Origin of the sequence: Agrococcus baldri, from assembly GCA_900114805.1 — a bacterium.
GTDB lineage: Bacteria > Actinomycetota > Actinomycetes > Actinomycetales > Microbacteriaceae > Agrococcus > Agrococcus baldri.
Window position 1 is genome coordinate 343,040 of the sequence record FOZN01000004.1, and the last position, 18,713, is coordinate 361,752.

The 18,713-nt window shown below is 73.4% G+C and carries 16 protein-coding genes and 1 pseudogene; all 17 read right to left on the reverse strand.

Translation table 11 applies throughout. The features are described from left to right. Window positions 1-7 precede the first annotated feature (7 nt). The gene (gene hisG, locus BM288_RS13290; RefSeq protein ID WP_092919545.1) at window positions 8-847 is read right to left on the reverse strand and encodes an ATP phosphoribosyltransferase; all 840 of its coding nucleotides are present in this window, start codon (window positions 845-847) and stop codon (window positions 8-10) included. Between the two features lie 40 nt (window positions 848-887). Next, a complete protein-coding gene (locus BM288_RS13295; RefSeq protein ID WP_092919547.1) occupies window positions 888-1,151 on the reverse strand; it encodes a phosphoribosyl-ATP diphosphatase in 264 nt (87 codons plus the stop codon). A gap of 179 nt (window positions 1,152-1,330) precedes the next feature. Further along, window positions 1,331-1,969, reverse strand: a pseudogene (gene rpe / locus BM288_RS13300) (ribulose-phosphate 3-epimerase); the annotation flags it as partial. A gap of 29 nt (window positions 1,970-1,998) precedes the next feature. Continuing rightward, a complete protein-coding gene (locus BM288_RS13305; protein WP_092919549.1) occupies window positions 1,999-3,360 on the reverse strand; it encodes an RsmB/NOP family class I SAM-dependent RNA methyltransferase in 1,362 nt (453 codons plus the stop codon). Next, on the reverse strand, window positions 3,357-4,289 hold the full coding sequence (locus tag BM288_RS13310) for a methionyl-tRNA formyltransferase (RefSeq protein ID WP_092919551.1): 933 nt from the start codon (window positions 4,287-4,289) through the stop codon (window positions 3,357-3,359). Before BM288_RS13310 ends, BM288_RS13305 begins: the two co-directional genes overlap by 4 nt. 28 nt (window positions 4,290-4,317) lie before the next feature. Beyond that, complete coding sequence (locus BM288_RS13315) at window positions 4,318-6,351, reverse strand: primosomal protein N' family DNA-binding protein (RefSeq protein WP_318255582.1); 2,034 nt, start codon at window positions 6,349-6,351, stop codon at window positions 4,318-4,320. A 5-nt stretch (window positions 6,352-6,356) separates the two neighbouring features. Beyond that, window positions 6,357-7,544: a methionine adenosyltransferase gene (gene metK / locus BM288_RS13320; protein ID WP_092919553.1), complete on the reverse strand. Its 1,188-nt coding sequence runs from the start codon at window positions 7,542-7,544 to the stop codon at window positions 6,357-6,359. Next, on the reverse strand, window positions 7,541-8,791 hold the full coding sequence (gene coaBC, locus BM288_RS13325) for a bifunctional phosphopantothenoylcysteine decarboxylase/phosphopantothenate--cysteine ligase CoaBC (RefSeq protein ID WP_092919555.1): 1,251 nt from the start codon (window positions 8,789-8,791) through the stop codon (window positions 7,541-7,543). Before coaBC ends, metK begins: the two co-directional genes overlap by 4 nt. Then, window positions 8,791-9,051: a DNA-directed RNA polymerase subunit omega gene (gene rpoZ / locus BM288_RS13330; protein WP_092919557.1), complete on the reverse strand. Its 261-nt coding sequence runs from the start codon at window positions 9,049-9,051 to the stop codon at window positions 8,791-8,793. The genes coaBC and rpoZ overlap by 1 nt, the downstream gene beginning before the upstream one ends. 77 nt (window positions 9,052-9,128) lie before the next feature. Then, window positions 9,129-10,070, reverse strand: coding sequence for a guanylate kinase (gmk, locus tag BM288_RS13335; RefSeq protein ID WP_092919559.1), 942 nt, complete (start codon window positions 10,068-10,070; stop codon window positions 9,129-9,131). Continuing rightward, window positions 10,067-10,921, reverse strand: a complete 855-nt coding sequence (gene pyrF / locus BM288_RS13340; RefSeq protein ID WP_318255583.1) for an orotidine-5'-phosphate decarboxylase — start codon at window positions 10,919-10,921, stop codon at window positions 10,067-10,069. Before pyrF ends, gmk begins: the two co-directional genes overlap by 4 nt. Further along, entirely contained in the window at window positions 10,918-14,193 is a 3,276-nt protein-coding gene (carB, locus tag BM288_RS13345) for a carbamoyl-phosphate synthase large subunit (RefSeq protein WP_092919561.1), read from the reverse strand. Before carB ends, pyrF begins: the two co-directional genes overlap by 4 nt. Continuing rightward, window positions 14,193-15,365 carry a glutamine-hydrolyzing carbamoyl-phosphate synthase small subunit gene (carA, locus tag BM288_RS13350; RefSeq protein WP_092919563.1) on the reverse strand — a complete coding sequence of 391 codons (1,173 nt, stop codon included), beginning with the start codon at window positions 15,363-15,365 and terminating at the stop codon, window positions 14,193-14,195. The genes carB and carA overlap by 1 nt, the downstream gene beginning before the upstream one ends. Further along, on the reverse strand, window positions 15,362-15,868 hold the full coding sequence (locus BM288_RS13355; protein ID WP_092919565.1) for a PH-like domain-containing protein: 507 nt from the start codon (window positions 15,866-15,868) through the stop codon (window positions 15,362-15,364). Before BM288_RS13355 ends, carA begins: the two co-directional genes overlap by 4 nt. Beyond that, window positions 15,865-17,211, reverse strand: a complete 1,347-nt coding sequence (locus tag BM288_RS13360) for a dihydroorotase (protein WP_092919567.1) — start codon at window positions 17,209-17,211, stop codon at window positions 15,865-15,867. The genes BM288_RS13355 and BM288_RS13360 overlap by 4 nt, the downstream gene beginning before the upstream one ends. Then, on the reverse strand, window positions 17,208-18,161 hold the full coding sequence (locus BM288_RS13365) for an aspartate carbamoyltransferase catalytic subunit (RefSeq protein ID WP_092919569.1): 954 nt from the start codon (window positions 18,159-18,161) through the stop codon (window positions 17,208-17,210). The genes BM288_RS13360 and BM288_RS13365 overlap by 4 nt, the downstream gene beginning before the upstream one ends. Next, window positions 18,158-18,706, reverse strand: a complete 549-nt coding sequence (gene pyrR / locus BM288_RS13370; RefSeq protein WP_318255585.1) for a bifunctional pyr operon transcriptional regulator/uracil phosphoribosyltransferase PyrR — start codon at window positions 18,704-18,706, stop codon at window positions 18,158-18,160. Before pyrR ends, BM288_RS13365 begins: the two co-directional genes overlap by 4 nt. Between the last annotated feature and the right edge of the window lie 7 nt (window positions 18,707-18,713).

Genomic DNA, 18,713 nt, shown 5'->3' on the forward strand with positions numbered 1-18,713 from the left:
CCTGGCGTCAGAGGCGCGCGGCGTGGATGCGCGAGACGATGATCGCCGTCGCGCCGACGTCGTCGAGGGCGTCCATGATCTGGTTCGTGTCGTCGCGGCGCACCATCACGCGCACGGCCACCCAGCCCTCGCGCTGCAGCGGGCTGACGGTGGCGCTCTCGAAGCCGCGCGCGATGCCGATCGCCGCGTCGAGCCGTGAGCGGTCGATGTCGTAGTCCACGAGCACGTAGTCGCGGGCGACCATCACGCCGTCGAGCCGGCGCTTGAGCCGCGACAGGCCTGCCGGGTTCTGGCCGTTCGAGATCAGCACGGCCTCGCTCGTGAGGATCGGCTCCCCGAAGACCTCCAGGCCCTGGGCGCGCAGGGTGGCACCGGTCTCGACGACGTCGGCCACCGCATCCGCCACCCCGAGCCGCACCGACGACTCGACGGCGCCGTCGAGGCGCACGAGCTCTGCGGTGATGCCGTGCTGGGCGAGGTGCTGCTCGACCAGCAGCGTGTAGCTGGAGGCAATGCGCACGCCCTGCAGGTCGGCGGCGCTCTGGAAGCGCCCGGCGGGCCCGGCGAAGCGGAAGGTGGACCGGGCGAAGCCGAGCCCCTCGACCTCGACGGCGTCGGAGCCCGAGTCGAGCAGCAGGTCGCGGCCGGTGATGCCGACGTCGAGCGCGCCGGAGCCGACGTAGGTGGCGATGTCGCGCGGGCGGAGGAAGAAGAACTCCACCTCGTTGCGCGCATCGACGACGATGAGCTCCTTGCCGTCGCGGCGGCCGCGGTAGCCGGCCTCGTCGAGCATCCAGGCGGCCGTCTCGGCCAGCGAGCCCTTGTTGGGCACGGCGATCTTCAGCATGACTTCCCTTGACGACGTCTGACGGATGCGGGAGGGCGCGTCAGAGATGTCGGTAGACGTCCTGCAGCGAGATGCCCTTCGCGAGCATCAGCACCTGCAGGTGGTAGAGCAGTTGCGAGATCTCGAGCGCGGCGTCCTCATCGGTCTCGTGCTCGGCGGCCATCCACACCTCGGCGGCCTCCTCGACGATCTTCTTGCCGATGGCGTGCACGCCGGCGTCGACGAGCTCGACGGTGCGCGAGCCGTCACGCCGCTCGGCGAGGGTGCGCTCGAGCTCGGCGTGCAGCTCGTCGAAGGTCTTCACGTCTCCAGGCTACCGGTCGGGTCGGTGCCTGCTGCGCCAGTGCCTGCTGCGTCAGTGCCTGCTGCGTCAGTGCCTGCTGCGCCCGTGCCTGCCGCGTCGATGCCCGTCGTGCCGGTGCCCGCGAGGCCGCGGTGGATCGCGCGCAGGTCGATGCGGCCGGTGTCGAACGCGCCGCGGCCGGCGTCGCGCAGCGCCGTGATGCGCTCGGCGGGCGAGGAGTGGCCGTAGACGGCGCTGCCGGCGACGAACACGTCGGCGCCCGAGGCGGCCGCGATCGGCAGCGTGTCGGCGGTGATGCCGCCGTCGACCTGCAGCGCGAGCTCGATGCCGAGCTGCTCGGCCTTGCCGCGCAGCGCCTCGACCTTGGGCATCATCTCGCCCATGAACGACTGCCCGCCGAAGCCGGGCTCGACGGTCATGACGAGCACCATGTCGAACTCCGCCAGGTGCTCGATGACCTCGTCGACGAGCGTGCCGGGTTTGATGGCGATGGATGCGCGGGTGCCGCGTGCGCGCAGCTCACGGGCGAGCGCGACGGCGTCGCGGGTCGCCTCGGCGTGGAAGGTGACGGAGTCGACGCGGTCGATCGCGTACTGCGGCGCCCAGGTGTCGGGGTCGTCGATCATCAGGTGCACGTCGATCGGCAGATCGGTGACTTCGGCGATGCGCTGCACCATCGGCAGGCCGAAGGTGAGGTTGGGCACGAAGTGCGCGTCCATGACGTCCACGTGCACGCCGTCGGCGCTGGCGATCCTGCCGAGGTCGCGTTCGAGGTTCACGAAGTCGGCCGAGAGGATGCTGGGGTGAATCCTGACCATGGCTTCCAGCCTATCGACCTGTGCGTGCGCTATCGGCCAGCGGTGGTGAGCAGCTGGATGAACATCGCGTCGGTGCCGTTGCGGTGCGGCCACAGCTGCACGGCGTCGCCTGTCTCGCCCAGCGCGATGCCGGGCGAGAGCTCGCGCACGACGGCGCGCGTGTCGAGCGGCTCGAGGCCGAGCGCGGCAGCGCGCTCGACGACCGCTCGCGTCTCGGCCAGGTGGGGTGAGCAGGTCACGTAGGCGATGATCCCGCCGGGCTTGAGGGCGTTGGCGGATGCCTCGAGCAGCTCGGTCTGCAGGGTCGCCAGCGCTGGCACGTCGCTGGGCTGCTTGCGCCAGCGCGCCTCCGGGCGGCGGCGCAGCGCGCCCAGGCCCGTGCAGGGCGCGTCGAGCAGGATGCGGTCGAAGGCGTGCGCCGTCTCGCCGCTGCCGTAGCGGCGGCCGTCGCCGGTGACGACGCGCGGCCCCTTGCCGGGCGCCGCCGTCTCGATCGCCCGCACGGCCTGACGGACGAGCTTCGCGCGATGTGGCAGCAGCTCGTTCGCCTCGAGCTGCGCGCCCACGTTCGCGGCTTCGGCCGCCATGAGCGCCGCCTTGCCGCCGGGCCCGGCGCACAGGTCGAGCCAGCGCTCCCCCGCCGCGACCGGCCGCGCGCGCGTCAGCGCGAGCGCGGCGAGCTGGCTGCCGGCATCCTGCACGCGCCAGCTGCCGTCGGTGATCTGCGGCAGGCGCGCGGGGTCGCCGGCCGGCGCGATCCGGCCTATGGGGCTCGCGGTGCCCGGCAGGCCGAGCGCGTCGGGGTCGGCGAGCCCCGGCAGCGCCACGAGCTGCACGGCCGGCGGGTCGTTGTCGGCGGCGAGCAGCGCGGGCAACTCGTCGCCTGCGCCCTCGCGCTCGAGCGTGCGGCGCAGCGCCCGCAGCACCCAGGCGGGGTGGCCCGTCTCGAGCGCGAGCCGCTCGTCGTCGCTCAGCTCGGCCGTGAGCGTCGCGAGCCGCTGCTCGAAGGGCACCTCGGACAGCCGCCGCAGCACGGCGTTGGCGAAGCCCGCCCGGCCGCGGTGGTGCTTCAGCAGCGCGACCGTCTCGTGCACGGCGGCGTGCGAGGGCACGCGCATGCGGCTGAGCTGGTGCGAGCCGATGCGCAGGGTGGCGAGCGTCTCCGGGTCGATCTGCTCGATCGGGCGGCCTGCGGCGTCGGCGATGAGCGCGTCGTGCTGGCCCTGCCAGCGCAGCGTGCCGTAGGCGAGCTCGGTGGCGAAGCCGGCGTCTGCGGGGCTGAGGCCGGCTTCGCGGATGCGCTGCGGCAGCAGCAGGTTGGCGTAGGCGTCGTCGCGGTCGACGTCGAGGACGACGTCGCGGGCGACCCGACGGGCGGTGGCGTCGATCATGCGCCCACCTCGAACGTCGCGGAGCCGCCGCGGCCGCGCAGCCAGTCGGCGCCGGCCATCGGGCGCTTGCCGGCCGGCTGCACCTCGAGCAGCTCGAGCGGGGCGCTGCCGGTGCCGACCACGGCGGTGCGGCCGGCGAGCGCAGCCTCGCCCGGCGCCAGCGGCTCGGCGCCGGAGCGTGCCAGCGAGAGCAGCTTCACCCGCTCTCCCTCGCCCTGCTCGGTGCGCAGCATCGCGTGGGCGCCGGGCTCGGGCGTGACGCCGCGGAAGCGCGCCAGCAGCGCCGGCGCCGTCTGCGTGAAGTCGAGCGCGCCGTCGGCGAGCGCGAGCTTCGGCGCGAGGCTGGGTGCGCCCGTCTGCTCCTCGAACACCGCCGTGCCGGCCGCGATCGCGTCGACCGCCTCGACCAGCTCGCGCGCGCCGAGCTCCGCGAGCTGCGCGAGCAGCGCGCCCGCGGTCGCGCCCTCCGGGATCTCGGCCTCGCGCATCCGCACCACCGGTCCCGCGTCGAGCTCCGGCACCAGCCGGAAGACGCTCACGCCGGTGACGCCGTGCCCGTCGATGAGCGCGCGCTGCACGGGCGCGGCGCCGCGGTAGTCGGGCAGCAGCGAGAAGTGCAGGTTGATCCAGCCGTGCGGGGGCGCTGACAGCAGCGGTTCGCGCACCAGCCCGCCGTAGGCGACCACGACCGCCAGCTCGGGCTCGAGCGCAATGATCTGCTCGGTGGCGGCGGCGTCGAGCCGGTTCGCCTCGACGACGGGCAGCCCCAGCTCGGCCGCCCTCGCCGCGACCGGCGTGGGCGTGAGCACGCGCCTGCGGCCCTGCGGCGAGGCGGCGCGGGTGATGACCGCGGCGATCTCGTGGCGGCGAGCGAGCAGCTCGAGACTGGGCACGGCGGCAGCGGGGCTGCCGGCGAAGACGATGCGCATGGTTCCTTCTGGTCGGGCCATCTGGGGGCTACAGGCCGTCGAACGGCTCTGGATCATCCAAGCGGATGCGGAGGCGCGGTGGGGCGCCCGGCTTGCGTGGCCGCGCGGCGGCGGCGAGCACGCGGCCGCGGGCGATGCCTGCGACGCGCGCGCCGTCGGCGTAGGCGAAGCGGGCGATGGCGCGCTCGAGCTCACCCTCGCGGCTGCCCTTCACGACATCCGCCGGCGCCGGCACCGGCCCGAGCACGTCGAGGTGCTCGAGAACGCCGAGCACCTCGATCGCCTCGGCGACGGCGTCGGGGTGCCCGACGACGGATGCGGTGCGCACGGCGGGCGGGAAGCGCAGGCTCCGGCGCTCGGCGAGCTCCGCCTTCGCGAACGGCACGGTCGTGTCACCGGTGATGGCGGTGACGGTGGTGCCGCCTGCGCCGGTCAGCACGACGGTGGCGCCGTCGGCGGCGAGCGCCCTGGCGGTCGCCCACTGCCGCACGGCCTCCTCCGCCACGCGCAGGCCCTCGCGCGAGAGCAGCGCGTCGCCGTCGAGCAGCAGCACGGCGCCGTAGCCGCCGTCGGCGATGGGCTCGGCGCCGCGCGTGGCGACCACCAGGCGCGGCTTCGCGTCGACGGTGAGCCGCTCGTGCTCCCCGTCGGCGACCATCACCGGCACGCCGGGGAACGCGCGGCCGAGCTCCTCGGCGATGCGGGTCGAGCCGCGACCGACCTCGGTGAGCGTCGTGCCGTGGCAACTCTGGCAGCGCCAGGCGGCGGCGAGGCGGCCGCAGAGTCGGCACGAGGGCACCGCGCCGCGCGCGCTGCGACCGAGCGGACCGGCGCAGCTCGTGCAGCGGGCGCGCACGCCGCAGTCACCGCAGCGCAGCCCGGGCGCGTGGCCGGGGCGAGCGACCTGCACGAGCACGGGCTGCGTCGCCAGCGCCTCCTTCGCGGCGCGGAACGCGACGGCCGGCACGCGCCTGCTGTCGTCGGTGAGCGCCGAGGGCAGCACCCGCACGCGGTGCGCGCCGAGGCGCTCGTGCTCGAGGAAGCCGAGCTCCACCAGCCGCTCGGCGTCGCTCGAGCGCGCGTGCCCGGCGAGCACGAGCGCGCAGCCGGACTGGCTCTGGCGCACGAGCGCCGCGTCGCGTGCATGCACCCAGGGCGCGAGCGGCTCGGAGAGCAGCGGGTCGCCGTCCTCCCAGATCGCCAGCAGGCCCAGGTTCGCGGCCGGCGCGTAGACGGCCGAGCGCGGCCCGATGATTGCGACCGGGTCGCCGTCGATGCAGCGCAGGAAGCCGCGGTAGCGCTCCGGGTTCTTCTGCCGCGCGTCCAGCTCGACCACCCGCTCCGAGCCGATCGCGGCGCTGAGCGCGATGCGCAGCTGTCGCTGGTCGCGGTGGTCGGGCACGACCATGATCGCCTGCTCGCCGCGCTCGACCGCCTGCCTCGCGATGGCGGCCAGCGCGATCGCCCAGCGGCCGACCCATGCCGTGCGGTTCGTCGCACCGCTGTCGATCGCGTCGCTCAGGTCGACGACCTCGGCGACGCCGCCGGCGCATTCGATCGCCACCCGTCGCCGATCCTCGACGAGCCGGGGCAGCACGGCCTCGCTCTCGGCGAGTGCGGGCAGCGCCGGCAGCGGGCTGCGCTCGCGCGCGAGCCACTGCTTCTCGACACGCGCTTGCCGCCCGGGGATCGCGACCCGCAGCACATCGGCGGCTCCCCCGGCCGCCCGGTCGGCGACCGCGCGCGCGAGCGCCCACACCTCCGGCTGCAGCACGGGCACGGGCGAGACCACCTTCTCGACGTCGGCGACCTCGCCCTCCCAGGCCCGCGCATCCGCCGTCTCGACGACCCAGCCGGCCGTCATGCGGTCGCCGCGCAGCGGCACGCGAACGCGCACGCCCGGCTCGACCCCGGTCATGCCCGGTGGCACGCGGTACTCGAAGAGCCGGTCGAGCTGCGGCAGCCGCGAGTCGACGACGACCCGGGCGTATCCAGGCTCTCCGCCCGGGGCCGTCTCAGACGCGATCGCCCCAGACGGCAGCCCGTCCGGCTCGGCGGGCAAGGGCCTCAGAGCCCGGCGGCGGCGCGCAGCGCGTCGACGCGGTCGAGCCGCTCCCAGGTGAAGCCGGGCAGCTCGCGGCCGAAGTGGCCGTAGGCGGCCGTCTGCCGGTAGATGGGCTTGCGCAGGTCGAGGTCGCGCACGATCGCGCCGGGGCGCAGATCGAAGACCTCGAGGATGGCGGCCTGGATCGTCTCGTCCGAGACCGCGCCCGTGCCGAACGACTCGACATAGATGCCCACCGGTTGCGCCATCCCGATCGCGTAGGCCGCCTGCACCTCCAGCCGCGAAGCGAGCCCTGCCGCGACGGCGTTCTTCGCCACCCAGCGCAGCGCGTAGGCCGCCGAGCGGTCGACCTTCGAGGGGTCCTTGCCGCTGAAGGCGCCGCCGCCGTGGCGGGCAGCGCCGCCGTAGGTGTCGACGATGATCTTGCGGCCGGTGAGACCTGCATCGCCCTTCGGCCCACCCGTGAGGAACGAGCCCGAGGGGTTGACGATCGTGCGCATGCCGCTCGTATCGAGACCGAGGCCGCTCACGACCGGCTCGATCACGTGCTTCGTCACGGCAGCCTCGATCTCGTCGTGCGTGACGCCCGGCGCGTGCTGCGTGGAGACCAGCACCGCGTCGACGCTGACGGGCCGGAAGCCGTCGTAGCCGATCGTGACCTGCGTCTTGCCGTCGGGCCGCAGCCACTCGATCTCGCCAGAGCGGCGCACAGCGGCGAGCCGCTCGGCGAGCCGATGGGCGGCCCAGGCGGTCGCCGGCATGAAGGTGGGGGTCTCGTCGGTCGCGAAGCCGAACATGATGCCCTGGTCGCCGGCGCCGTCGCGGTCGAGCGGGTCGACCGAGCCGCTGCGCGCTTCGACGGCGGTGTCGACGCCGATCGCGATCTCGCTCGACTGCTCGCCGATCGAGACCGTGACGCCGCAGGAGTGCCCGTCGAACGAGACCTCGCTCGAGTCGTAGCCGATGTCGACGATCGTGCGCCGCGCCAGCGAGGCGATGTCGACGTAGCCCGACGTGCGCACCTCGCCCGCGACGTGCACGAGGCCCGTGGTGACGAGCGTCTCGACGGCGACCCGTGCCTCCGCGTCCTGCGCGAGCATCGCGTCGAGCACGGCGTCGGAGATCTGGTCGGAGATCTTGTCGGGGTGACCCTCGGTGACCGATTCCGAGGTGAACAGGCGCAGGCTCAACGAGGCTCCTCTGTGCTGCGGGTGCTGGCGGGCCGTGCGGCGAGCTGCTGCGCGACCGTATCGATGATGTCGCGTGCCACTGACGCCTTCGCTCCGCTGGCCTCGGCGATCACGCCGGACGCGTCCAGCACGCTCACGCGCGTGGCCACGTTGCCGAATCCCTCGTCGTGCCCCACCCGGTTGACGACCAGCAGGTCGGCGCCCTTGCGGGCGAGCTTCGCGCGGCCGCGGTGGATCAGGGCCGTGTCGTCGGCCTCGGTCTCGGCGGCGAAGCCGACGACGAGGTTGCGGCGCTGCCGCTGCGCGAGGCCGGCGAGAATGTCGGGGTTCTGCGTCAGCGTCAGTGTGGGGGTCTCGCCCCACTCCTCTTTGCTGCGCTTGCCGTCGGTGACGCCCTCGACCCGGTAGTCCGCGACGGCGGCAGCCATCACGAGCACGTCGGCGCTCGCGTGCGCCTCCATCGCCTCGGCCAGCTGCGCCGTCGTCTCGACCTCGATCAGCGCCACGCCATCGGGCGCCGGCACGTGCAGGTTGGCGCCGACGAGCGTCACCGCGGCGCCCGCGTCGCGCGCGGCCTCGGCCAGCGCCACGCCCATGGCGCCGCTCGAGCGGTTCCCGAGGAAGCGCACCGGGTCGATGGGCTCGCGGGTGCCGCCGGCGGAGATCACGACGCTGCGGCCGGCGAGCGAGCTCGTCGCGCCCGAGTCGGTCGAGCCGGTCGTGCCGGTCACAAGCGCGAGCGCGGCTGCGATCACCTCGGCAGGCTCGGCCATGCGGCCCAGGCCCGCATCGGAGCCCGTCAGCTGGCCGGAGACCGGGCCGACGATCGTGACGCCGCGCTCGGCGAGCGTGGCGACGTTCGCCTGCACCGAGGCCTGCTCCCACATCTCGGTGTGCATCGCGGGTGCGAGCACCAGCGGAGCGCGGGAGGCGAGGATGGTGGTGCCGAGCAGGTCGTCGGCGAAGCCGTGCGCGAGCTTGGCGATCGTGTTCGCCGTCGCCGGCAGCACGATGATGAGGTCGGCCTGCTGCCCGAGCGCGACGTGGCGCACGCTCGCGACGTCGTCGAAGACCTCGTCGGTGACGGGATTGCGGCTCAGCGCCTCGAGCGTCGGGCGCCCGATGAAGCGCAGGGCGGATGCGGTGGGCACGACGTGCACGTCGTGCCCGGCCAGCACGAGCTCGCGGATGGCGAGCGCGGCCTTGTACGCGGCGATCCCGCCGGAGATCCCGACGACGACGCGCATCAGACCGAGGCTGCCTCGTCCTTGGTCAGGACCAGCTTGTCCTGGTGGATCTCGTGCAGCGAAACCGACAGCGGCTTGTCCTCGACGGTCGCGTCGACGAGCGGACCGACGTTGTCGAACATCGAGCCCTCGTGGATATCGGTGTAGTAGTCGTTGATCTGGCGCGCGCGCTTCGACGCGAAGATCACGAGCTGGTACTTGGAGTCGACCTTCTCGAGCAGCTCGTCGATCGGCGGGTTGATGATGCCCTTGCTGGCCATGGGTGCCTCCTGCAGTCGTGGTGGATGCGGGGCGCGGCCCGCGAAAGCTCGTGCGCCACTGGGCGCAAGGACTCAGTCTACCGTGCCGGATCGGCTTCCGCCGCGAGGATGTGCTCGACGACCTCGCGGGCCGCCTCGGCGATGTCGGTGTTGACGACCGTCGCGTCGAACTCCGGCTGACTGGCGAGCTCGACTTTCGCGGTCTCGAGCCGGCGGGTGCGCTCGTCCTCGGTCTCGGTGCCGCGGCCAACGAGCCTGCGCACCAGCTCGTCCCACGACGGCGGCGCGAGGAACAGCAGCACCGCATCCGGGAACGACTCGCGCACCTGCCTAGCACCCTGCAGGTCGATCTCCAGCAGCACCGAGGAGCCCTCGTCGAGCGCGGCCTGCACGCTCGAGCGCGGCGTGCCGTAGCGCGACTGGTTGTGCACCTTCGCCCACTCGAGGAACTCGCCCTCACCGACCATCCGGTCGAAGTCGGCATCGCTCACGAACGCGTAGTGCACCCCGTCGATCTCGCCCGGACGAGGGCTGCGCGTGGTGGCGCTCACCGACTGGCGGATCTGCGGGAAGTGGTCGCGCACGTACTGCGCCACCGTGCCCTTGCCGACCGCGGTCGGGCCGGCGAGGACGATGAGACGGGGGCGACGCGAGGGATCCACGTCGTCAAGCCAACCGCGAACGCGCTCGCGCTGCAAACCGCCGAGCCCGCCGAGCCGCTTCGCGCGGGCGATGCCGAGGCTCGCCATCAGCGCCTCGACGCGCTTGGGGCCCATGCTGCGCAGGCTGCCGAGGTACTCCTCGACCCGCAGCCGCGCCTCCGGGCTGCCCGGCTCCTGCCACGCCCGCTCGGCGACATCCCGCGCGCCGCGCTGGCCGGCGGCGATGGCGCGCTTGACCGCGGCCCTCGCGCGACGCGCCTCGACCGCCGCGCGGCCGGCGGCGCCAGGATCGGGGACCGGATGCTGGTCGATGACGCCGCGGAGCCTCGCCTCGGATGCGCGCTCGGCGTCGCTCATCGGGACAGCGCTGCGCCCGCCGCGTCGATCGCGGCGACGAGCCCGTCGGGGCCGGCCTGCAGGATGCTGCGGCTCGCGCTCGCGAGCACGAGCGCGTCGCCGGGGAAGAGCGTGCGCAGCGAGGTCAGGCTCGCGCCCTGCGCGCCGAAGCCGGGCGCGAGCACCGGGGTGGCTGCGCGCAGCGTCGACGCATCCGTCACGAGTCCGTAGTCCGCGCGGTCGACGGTGGCGCCGATGACGACGCCGTGGCCGGCGCCGGAGGCGATGTTGCGCGCGGCGACCGCGTCAGCGACCGTCGCCGCCACTGTGCGCCCGTCGCCCACCCGCGCCTGCTGCAGGGTCCGGGCCTCGGGGTTGGAGGTCGCGGCGAGCACGAACAGCGCCTTGCCCGCGCGCTCGGCGGCGGCGAAGGCGCCCTCGAGCGCCCCGACGCCGAGGTACGGGCTGACCGTCAGCGCGTCGGCCTCGAGCGGCGAGCCGGGCGTGAGCCACGCGGCGGCATAGCCGTCGTTGGTCGAGCCGATGTCGCCGCGCTTCGCGTCCGCGATCACGAGCAGCCCTGCAGCTCGCGCGTCGGCCAGCACGCGCTCGAGCGCGGCGAAGCCGGCCGATCCGTGCGCCTCGAACAGCGCCACCTGCGGCTTGATCACCGCGACCCGCCCGGCGGCCGCCTCGACGACCGTGCGCCCGAAGCGCTCGAGACCCGACGCATCCGCCCCCGTGCCGGGCCCGGCGCCCCACGCCTCGAGCAGCGCCGGGTGCGGGTCGATGCCGACGCACAGCGGTCCGTGCTCGGTGACGGATGCGGTGAGGCGCCGCAGGAAGGTCACCGGCTGCACCGCGGTGGTCACGCCGACCGCCGCGCGTGGTACTCCTGCAGGCTGGTGACCTCGAAGCCCTCGCGCGCGGCCTCGACCGCCGCGACCGCCGCGCCCAGCTGGGCGACGGTGGTGAACAGCGCCTTGTCGCTCGCGACCGTGGCGGCGCGGATCTCGTAGCCGTCGGCGCGCGCCATGCCGCCCGAGGGGGTGTTGATGATCACGTCGATCTCGCCCGCGTCGATCAGGTCGACGATCGAGGGCTCGTCGCCGGCCTCGGAGTGCTTGCGCACCGTCTCCACCCGGATGCCGTTGCGCGCGAGCACCTCGGCGGTGCCGACCGTGGCGACGATGCGGAAGCCGAGCTGCTGCAGCCGGTGGATGGGCAGCACCGCCTGCCGCTTGTCGCGGTCGGAGAGCGAGACGAAGACCGTGCCGGTGGTCGGCAGCCCGCCGTAGGCGGCGGCCTGGCTCTTCGCGAACGCGGTCGGGAAGTCGCGGTCGATGCCCATCACCTCGCCGGTGGAGCGCATCTCCGGGCCCAGCAGGCTGTCGACCATGCGGCCGTCGGCGGTGCGGAAGCGGCGGAAGGGCAGCACGGCCTCCTTCACCGCCACCGGCGCGTCCAGCGGCATGATCGTGCCGTCCTGCTCGGGCAGCATCCCCTCGGCGCGCAGCTCGGCGATGGTCGAGCCCGCGAGCACGCGGGCGTTGGCCTTCGCGATGGGCGTGCCGATCGCCTTGGCGACGAAGGGCACCGTGCGGCTCGCGCGCGGGTTCGCCTCGATCACCTGCAGCACGCCCGTCGCGTAGGCGAACTGCACGTTGATGGGCCCGCGCACGTCGAGGCCCTCGGCGATGCGCAGCGTCGCGTCGCGGATCTCGAGCAGCTGCGCGCGGCCGAGCCCGACGGGAGGCAGCGTGCAGGAGGAGTCACCGGAGTGGATGCCGGCCTCCTCGATGTGCTCGAGGATGCCGCCGACGAACAGCTCGTGGCCGTCGTAGATGGCGTCCACGTCGATCTCGATCGCGTCGTCGAGGAAGTGGTCGACCAGCAGCGGCGCCTTCGGCCCCACGATGCCGTGGCCAGCGATGCGGTCGAAGTAGCCGTGCAGGCTGGGCGTGTCGTAGATGATCTCCATGCCGCGCCCGCCGAGCACGAACGAGGGCCGCACGAGCACCGGGTAGCCGATGCGCTCGGCGATCTCCACCGCCTGGTCCTGCGTGGTGGCGGTGCCGTTGCGGGGTGCGATCAGGCCGGCGTCGTCGAGGATGCGCTGGAACAGGCCGCGCTCCTCGGCCGCGTCGATCGCGTCGGGCGTGGTGCCGAGGATCGGCACGCCCGCCGCCTCCAGACCGCGCGCCAGCCCCAGCGGCGTCTGGCCGCCGAGCTGCACGATCACGCCGACGAGCTCGCCCGCGCCCTGCTCGGCGTGCACGATCTCGAGCACATCCTCGAGCGTGAGCGGCTCGAAGTAGAGCCGGTCGCTGGTGTCGTAGTCGGTGGAGACCGTCTCCGGGTTGCAGTTGACCATGATGGTCTCGAAGCCGGCGTCGGCGAGCGCGAAGGACGCGTGCACGCACGAGTAGTCGAACTCGATGCCCTGGCCGATGCGGTTGGGGCCGGAGCCCAGGATGATCACCTTGCGGCGGTCGGACGGCACGACCTCGGTCTCGAGGTCGTAGCTCGAGTAGTGGTACGGCGTCTCGGCGGGGAACTCGCCCGCGCAGGTGTCGACCGTCTTGTAGACCGGGCGCACGCCCGCCGCCCAGCGCGCCTGGCGCACCTCGGCCTCGGGCAGGCCGCGCAGCTGCGCGATCTGCGCGTCGGAGAAGCCGTGCTCCTTCGCAAGCCGCAGCGTCGCCTCGTCGAGCGCGTCCGCGCCGCCGATCGCGTCGGCGACCTCGTTGATCAGCACCATCTGGTCGAGGAACCAGGGGTCGATGCCGGTCGCCTCGTGCGCCTGCGCGATGGTCGCGCCCGCCCGCAGCGCCTGCTGCAGCGTCACGATTCGGCCGTCGGTGGGCGTCTTCGCGGTCTCCAGCAGCGCCGCCGCGTCGCCCGGCTCGCCGTGCCAGTGGAAGGAGGAGCCCTGCTTCTCGAGCGAGCGCAGCGCCTTCTGCAGGGCCTGCGTGTAGGTGCGGCCGATGGCCATCGCCTCACCGACCGACTTCATGGTCGTCGTGAGGGTCGCATCCGCCGCCGGGAACTTCTCGAAGTTGAACCGCGGCACCTTCACGACCACGTAGTCGAGCGCCGGCTCGAACGCCGCCGGCGTCACCTTCGTGATGTCGTTGGGGATCTCGTCGAGCCGGTAGCCGAGCGCGAGCTTCGCCGCGATCTTCGCGATCGGGAAGCCGGTGGCCTTCGAGGCGAGCGCCGAGGAGCGCGAGACGCGCGGGTTCATCTCGATGACGATGATGCGGCCGGTGGCCGGCTCGACCGCGAACTGGATGTTGCAGCCGCCGGTGTCGACGCCCACGTCACGGATCACGCGGATGGCGATGTCGCGCATCCGCTGGTACTCCTTGTCGGTCAGCGTCAGCGCCGGCGCCACCGTGATGGAGTCGCCCGTGTGCACGCCCACGGCGTCGACGTTCTCGATCGAGCAGATCACGATCGTGTTGTCGGCGGTGTCGCGCATGAGCTCGAGCTCGTACTCCTTCCACCCGAGGATCGACTCCTCGAGCAGCACCTCGCCGATCGTGGACGAGTGGATGCCGTCCCCGACGAAGCGGCGCAGCTCGGCCTCGTCGTGGGCGAAGCCGGAGCCCAGGCCGCCCATCGTGAACGAGGGCCGCACGACCACCGGGTACCCGTACTCGGCGGTGAAGGCGAGCGCCTCGTCGATGTTCTTCACGATCACGCTCGAGGCGACGTCGGCGCCGGCGTCGAGCACCAGCTGCTTGAAGATCTGGCGATCCTCGCCGCGCTCGATCGCGTCGGGGCGCGCGCCGATCAGCTCGACGCCGTGGCGCTCGAGGATGCCCTGGTGGTGCAGCGCCATGGCGGCGTTGAGCGCGGTCTGGCCGCCCAGCGTCGGCAGGATCGCGTCGGGACGCTCCTTCATGATGATCGTCTCGATCACTTCTGGCGTGATCGGCTCGATGTAGGTGGCGTCGGCGAAGTCGGGATCGGTCATGATCGTCGCCGGGTTGGAGTTGACGAGGATGACGCGCACGCCCTCCTCGCGCAGCACGCGGCAGGCCTGCGTGCCGGAGTAGTCGAACTCGGCGGCCTGGCCGATCACGATCGGCCCGGAGCCGATCACGAGGACCGAGTTGATGTCGTCGCGCTTGGGCATCAGGCCTGCGCCCCCTTCTTCGCGATGACGAGATCGCGGAACTGACCGAACATGTGGTGGGCGTCGTTGGGCCCTGCCGCCGACTCGGGGTGGTACTGCACGCTGAAGGCGGGGATGTCGAGGGCGCGGAGGCCCTCGACGACGCGGTCGTTGAGCGAGTAGTGGCTCACCTCGACGCGGCCGAAGCCCGCCGGGCTCTCGAGCTGCTCGCCGATCGCCGCGTCGACGGCGAAGCCGTGGTTCTGGCTGGTGATCTCGACCCGGCCGGTCGCCACGTCGAGCACCGGCTGGTTGATGCCGCGGTGGCCGAAGGGCAGCTTGTAGGTGCCGAAGCCGAGCGCGCGGCCCAGCAGCTGGTTGCCGAAGCAGATGCCGAAGAACGGAAGCTCGGCGCGCAGCAGGCCCTGCAGCAGCTCGACCTGGCTGCCGGAGGCCGCCGGGTCGCCGGGGCCGTTCGAGTAGAAGGCGGCCACCGGCTCGTGCGCGAGCACCTGCTCGAGGGTGGAGTCCTGCGGCAGCACCACCAGGTCGAAGCCCTGCTGCTGCAGGTACTTCAGCGTCGAGCCCTTGATGCCGAGATCCAGCACCGCGAGCGTGCCGATCGACTCGCCCTCGGCGGGCAGCGCGTACGGCTCCGTCGTGCTGACGGTCGCGGCGAGGCTGCGGCCGGCCATCTGCGGGCTCTCGCGCACGACGGCGAGCATCGCAGCGTCATCCGTCAGCGCCTCGCCCGAGAAGACGCCGGCGCGCATGGCGCCCACGTCGCGGATGCGGCGCGTGATCGCGCGAGTGTCGACGCCGGCGATGCCGACGACGCCGTCGCGCTCGAGCTGCGCGCCGAGCGGCTCCTCCGCGCGCCAGTTCGAGGTGATGCGGCTGGCGGTGCGCACGACGTAGCCGCTCGGCCACATGCGCGCCGACTCGTCGTCCTCGCTCGTCACGCCGGTGATGCCGATGTGGGGCGAGGTCTGCACGACGATCTGGCCCGCGTAGCTGGGGTCGGTGAGCGTCTCCTGGTAGCCGGTCATGCCGGTGGCGAAGACGGCCTCGCCGAGCGCCTGACCGGTCGCGCCGTAGGCGCTGCCGCGGTAGATCGTGCCGTCCTCGAGGACGAGGGCGGCGTCCTGCGCCCGGCGCAGGGCTGCGGGTGCGCTCGATGCTGATTCGGTCATGGGGTGAGTCCTTCCCCTGCAGTGGTGGTCGTGGTGCCGCGGGCGAGGGCGCTGAGCGCCTCGAACGCGGGCGCGTCATCGCCGATGACGCGCACGTAGGTGTCGACGTCGGCGCCGAGCTCGTGCGCGATCACGATGATCCCGCCGGGCTCGACCACGCGGTCGATGGTCCAGGTGGCCCGCTCGACCGAGCGGATGCTCGTGGCGGGGATGCGCAGCTCGCGCCGGTCGGCGAGCAGCTGCACGCCGTCGGCGTCGATCGCCATCCTCGTGCGGCCGCGGAAGCCCAGCCCGTGCGCGAAGATGCGGTCGTAGGGGTCGCCGGCGCGGGTGGTGGCGACGTAGAGGGCGTCGACGACGAGGCTCGGCGTCGCGTCGATCCAGCCCTGCGGCGCGGTGATGTCGCGCTGGCGTCGTCGGCGGCCGCGGATGCCGAGCCACACCAGCAGCGCCACCAGCACGACGAATGCCGCGCAGAGCAGCGCGAAGAGCTCCTTGGTCATGCCTGCACCTGCGTCTCTGCGATCTCGGCATCCATCACGGTGCGCCGGCCGCCGTGCCAGACATGCAGCACGGTGCCGGGCAGCTCGACGCCCAGGAAGGGCGAGTTGGTCGAGCGCCCCTTGAGGCTCGCGGCCTCGACGGTGCGCCGCGCGGCGGGGTCGACCAGCACCAGGTGCGCGGGCGAGCCGATCTCGAGCGGGGCGTCGTAGCCGCTCTCGCGGCCGATCGCGGCCGGCGCGGTCGACATGACGCGCGCGACGCCCGCCCAGTCGAGCAGCCCGGTCTCGACCATCGCCTCCTGCACCACGCCTAGCGCGGTCTCCAGCCCGACCATGCCGAAGGCCGCATCCGCGAACGCCGCCTGCTTCGCCTCCGGCGCGTGCGGCGCGTGGTCGGTGGCGACGATGTCGATGGTGCCGTCGGCCAGCGCCTCGCGCAGCGCCCGCACGTCGCGGTCGGCGCGCAGCGGCGGGTTCACCTTGTAGCGGGCGTCGTAGCTGCGCACGAGCTCCTCGGTGAGCAGCAGGTGGTGGGGCGTGACCTCCGCGGTGATGGCGATGCCCTTGGCCTTGGCGGCGCGCACCACCTCGACGGTCTCGAGCGTCGAGACGTGGCAGACGTGCAGCCGCGCGCCGGCGGCCTCGGCGAGCATGGCGTCGCGCGCCACGATCGCGGCCTCGGCGGCGGACGGCCAGCCGGTGAGGCCGAGCTCGGCCGCGAGCGGGCTCTCGTGCATGACGGAGCCGCGCGTGAGCGAGGGGTCCTGCGCGTGCTGCGCGATGACCGCGCCGAGCGAGGCGGCGTGCTCGAGGGCGCGGCGCATGAGCTCGGCGTCGGCGACGCAGTGCCCGTCGTCGCTGAAGACCCGCACGCGCGCTGCCGAGCCGGCCAGCATGCCCATGTCGGCCAGCCGCTCCCCCGCGAGCCCGACGCTCACCGCCCCGATCGGCCGCACGGTCGCGAGCCCCGCCTCGAGGCCGAGCCGGTGCACCTGCTCGACCACCGCGGGCGTGTCGGCGACGGGCGTGGTGTTGGCCATCGCGAACACGCAGGTGTAGCCACCGGCCGCGGCCGCGCGCACGCCGGTGGCGACGGTCTCCGCCTGCTCGCCGCCGGGCTGGCGCAGGTGCGTGTGCAGATCGACCAGCCCCGGCAGGGCGACGAGGCCGGATGCGTCCACGACCTCGGCAGCGTCGCGGTCGATGGTCGTCGGATCGACGAAGGCGCCGTCGGCGATCGCGAGATCGCGCGGCTCGCCGCCCAGGACGGCGGCACCGGTCACCAGCGTGGTGCCGGCCCGCGCAGTGCCGGTCTGCGGAGTGCCGGTCTGCGGAGTGGTCATCGGGAGCCTCCCTGGTCGGATGCGAGCAGCGAGTAGAGCACGGCCATGCGCACCGAGACACCGGCGGTGACCTGCTCGAGCACGGTGGAGGCCTCGCCGTCGGCGGCGCGGCTCGAGAGCTCGAGGCCGCGGTTCATCGGCCCCGGGTGCATGATCTGCGCCTTCGGCAGCCGCGCGAGGCGCTCGTCGGTGAGCGACCAGCCGGTGATGTACTCCGCGGGGCTCGGTGCCACCTTGCCCGCCTGCCGCTCGAGCTGCACGCGCAGCAGCATGAGGGCGTCGGGCTGCTCGGCGATGACGGCGTCCAGGCTGGTCTCGGCCCGCACGCCGAGGCGCGTGCCGTCGGCGGCTGGAGGAGGCAGCAGCGAGGGCGGGCCTACGAGCGTGACCGCGGCGCCGAGCGCTGGCAGCAGCAGGGCGTTCGAGCGGGCGACGCGCGAGTGCGCGATGTCGCCGACGATCGCGACGCGCACGCCGTCCAGCCCCTTGCCGCGCGACGCATCCGCCCCGTGGATCCTGCGGCGCAGGGCGAACGCGTCGAGCAGCGCCTGCGTGGGGTGCTCGTGGGTGCCGTCGCCGGCGTTGACGACCGGCCGGCCGATCCAGTCGGCCAGCAGCGCCGGTGCGCCGGAGGAGCCCGAGCGCACCACGACGCCGTCGACGCCCATCGCGGCGATGGTCAGGCCCGTGTCGCGCAGCGACTCGCCCTTGGATGCGCTCGAGCCCTTGCCCGAGACGTTGATGACGTCGGCAGAGAGCCACTTGCCTGCGATCTCGAACGAGGAGCGCGTGCGGGTGGAGTCCTCGAAGAACAGGTTCACGACGGTGCGGCCGCGCAGCGCGGGCAGCTTCTTCACGTCGCGGTCCTGGATCTGGTGCATGTCCTCGGCCAGATCGAGCAGCGCGATTGCCTCATCGCGGGGCAGCGCCGCGGTCAGCAGGTGCTTCATGCGGCGCCGTCCTCGATCACGACCGCGTCCTCGCCGTCGACCTCGTCGAGCAGGATCGACACGTGCTCGCTGCGGGCGCTCGGCAGGTTCTTGCCCACCGAGTCGGCCCGGATGGGCAGCTCGCGGTGGCCGCGGTCGACCAGCACGGCCAGCCGCACGGCGCGCGGCCGGCCGAGGTCCGAGAGCGCATCGAGGGCGGCGCGGATGGTGCGGCCCGAGTAGAGCACGTCGTCGACCAGCACGATCACCTGGTCGTCGATGCCGACGGCCGGGATGCGGGTCGGATGCGGTGCACGCGTCGGGCGGGCACGCAGGTCGTCGCGGTGCATGGTGATGTCGAGCGCGCCGGTGCGGGCGGCGAAGTCCTCGCCGGTGATGTCGGTCAGCCGGGCGGCCAGTCGCTCGGCGAGGTGGACGCCGCGGGTGGGGATGCCCAGCAGCACGAGGTCCTTTGGACCATGGTTCGCCTCGAGGATCTCGTGGGCGATGCGCGTGAGGGCCCTGGCGATCTCGTCGGGGCCGAGCACGATGCGCGATTGAGTCACGGACGAC

Bases quoted from the DNA above. Each gene is read 5' to 3' on its own strand.
- hisG (WP_092919545.1), bottom strand. From the start codon at position 847: ATGCTGAAGATCGCCGTGCCCAACAAGGGCTCGCTGGCCGAGACGGCC.
- BM288_RS13305 (WP_092919549.1), bottom strand. From the start codon at position 3,360: ATGATCGACGCCACCGCCCGTCGGGTCGCCCGCGACGTCGTCCTCGAC.
- BM288_RS13310 (WP_092919551.1), bottom strand. From the start codon at position 4,289: ATGCGCATCGTCTTCGCCGGCAGCCCCGCTGCCGCCGTGCCCAGTCTC.
- coaBC (WP_092919555.1), bottom strand. From the start codon at position 8,791: ATGCGCGTCGTCGTCGGGATCTCCGGCGGGATCGCCGCGTACAAGGCC.
- rpoZ (WP_092919557.1), bottom strand. From the start codon at position 9,051: ATGGCCAGCAAGGGCATCATCAACCCGCCGATCGACGAGCTGCTCGAG.
- gmk (WP_092919559.1), bottom strand. From the start codon at position 10,070: ATGAGCGACGCCGAGCGCGCATCCGAGGCGAGGCTCCGCGGCGTCATC.
- carB (WP_092919561.1), bottom strand. From the start codon at position 14,193: ATGCCCAAGCGCGACGACATCAACTCGGTCCTCGTGATCGGCTCCGGG.
- carA (WP_092919563.1), bottom strand. From the start codon at position 15,365: ATGACCGAATCAGCATCGAGCGCACCCGCAGCCCTGCGCCGGGCGCAG.
- BM288_RS13355 (WP_092919565.1), bottom strand. From the start codon at position 15,868: ATGACCAAGGAGCTCTTCGCGCTGCTCTGCGCGGCATTCGTCGTGCTG.
- BM288_RS13360 (WP_092919567.1), bottom strand. From the start codon at position 17,211: ATGACCACTCCGCAGACCGGCACTCCGCAGACCGGCACTGCGCGGGCC.
- BM288_RS13365 (WP_092919569.1), bottom strand. From the start codon at position 18,161: ATGAAGCACCTGCTGACCGCGGCGCTGCCCCGCGATGAGGCAATCGCG.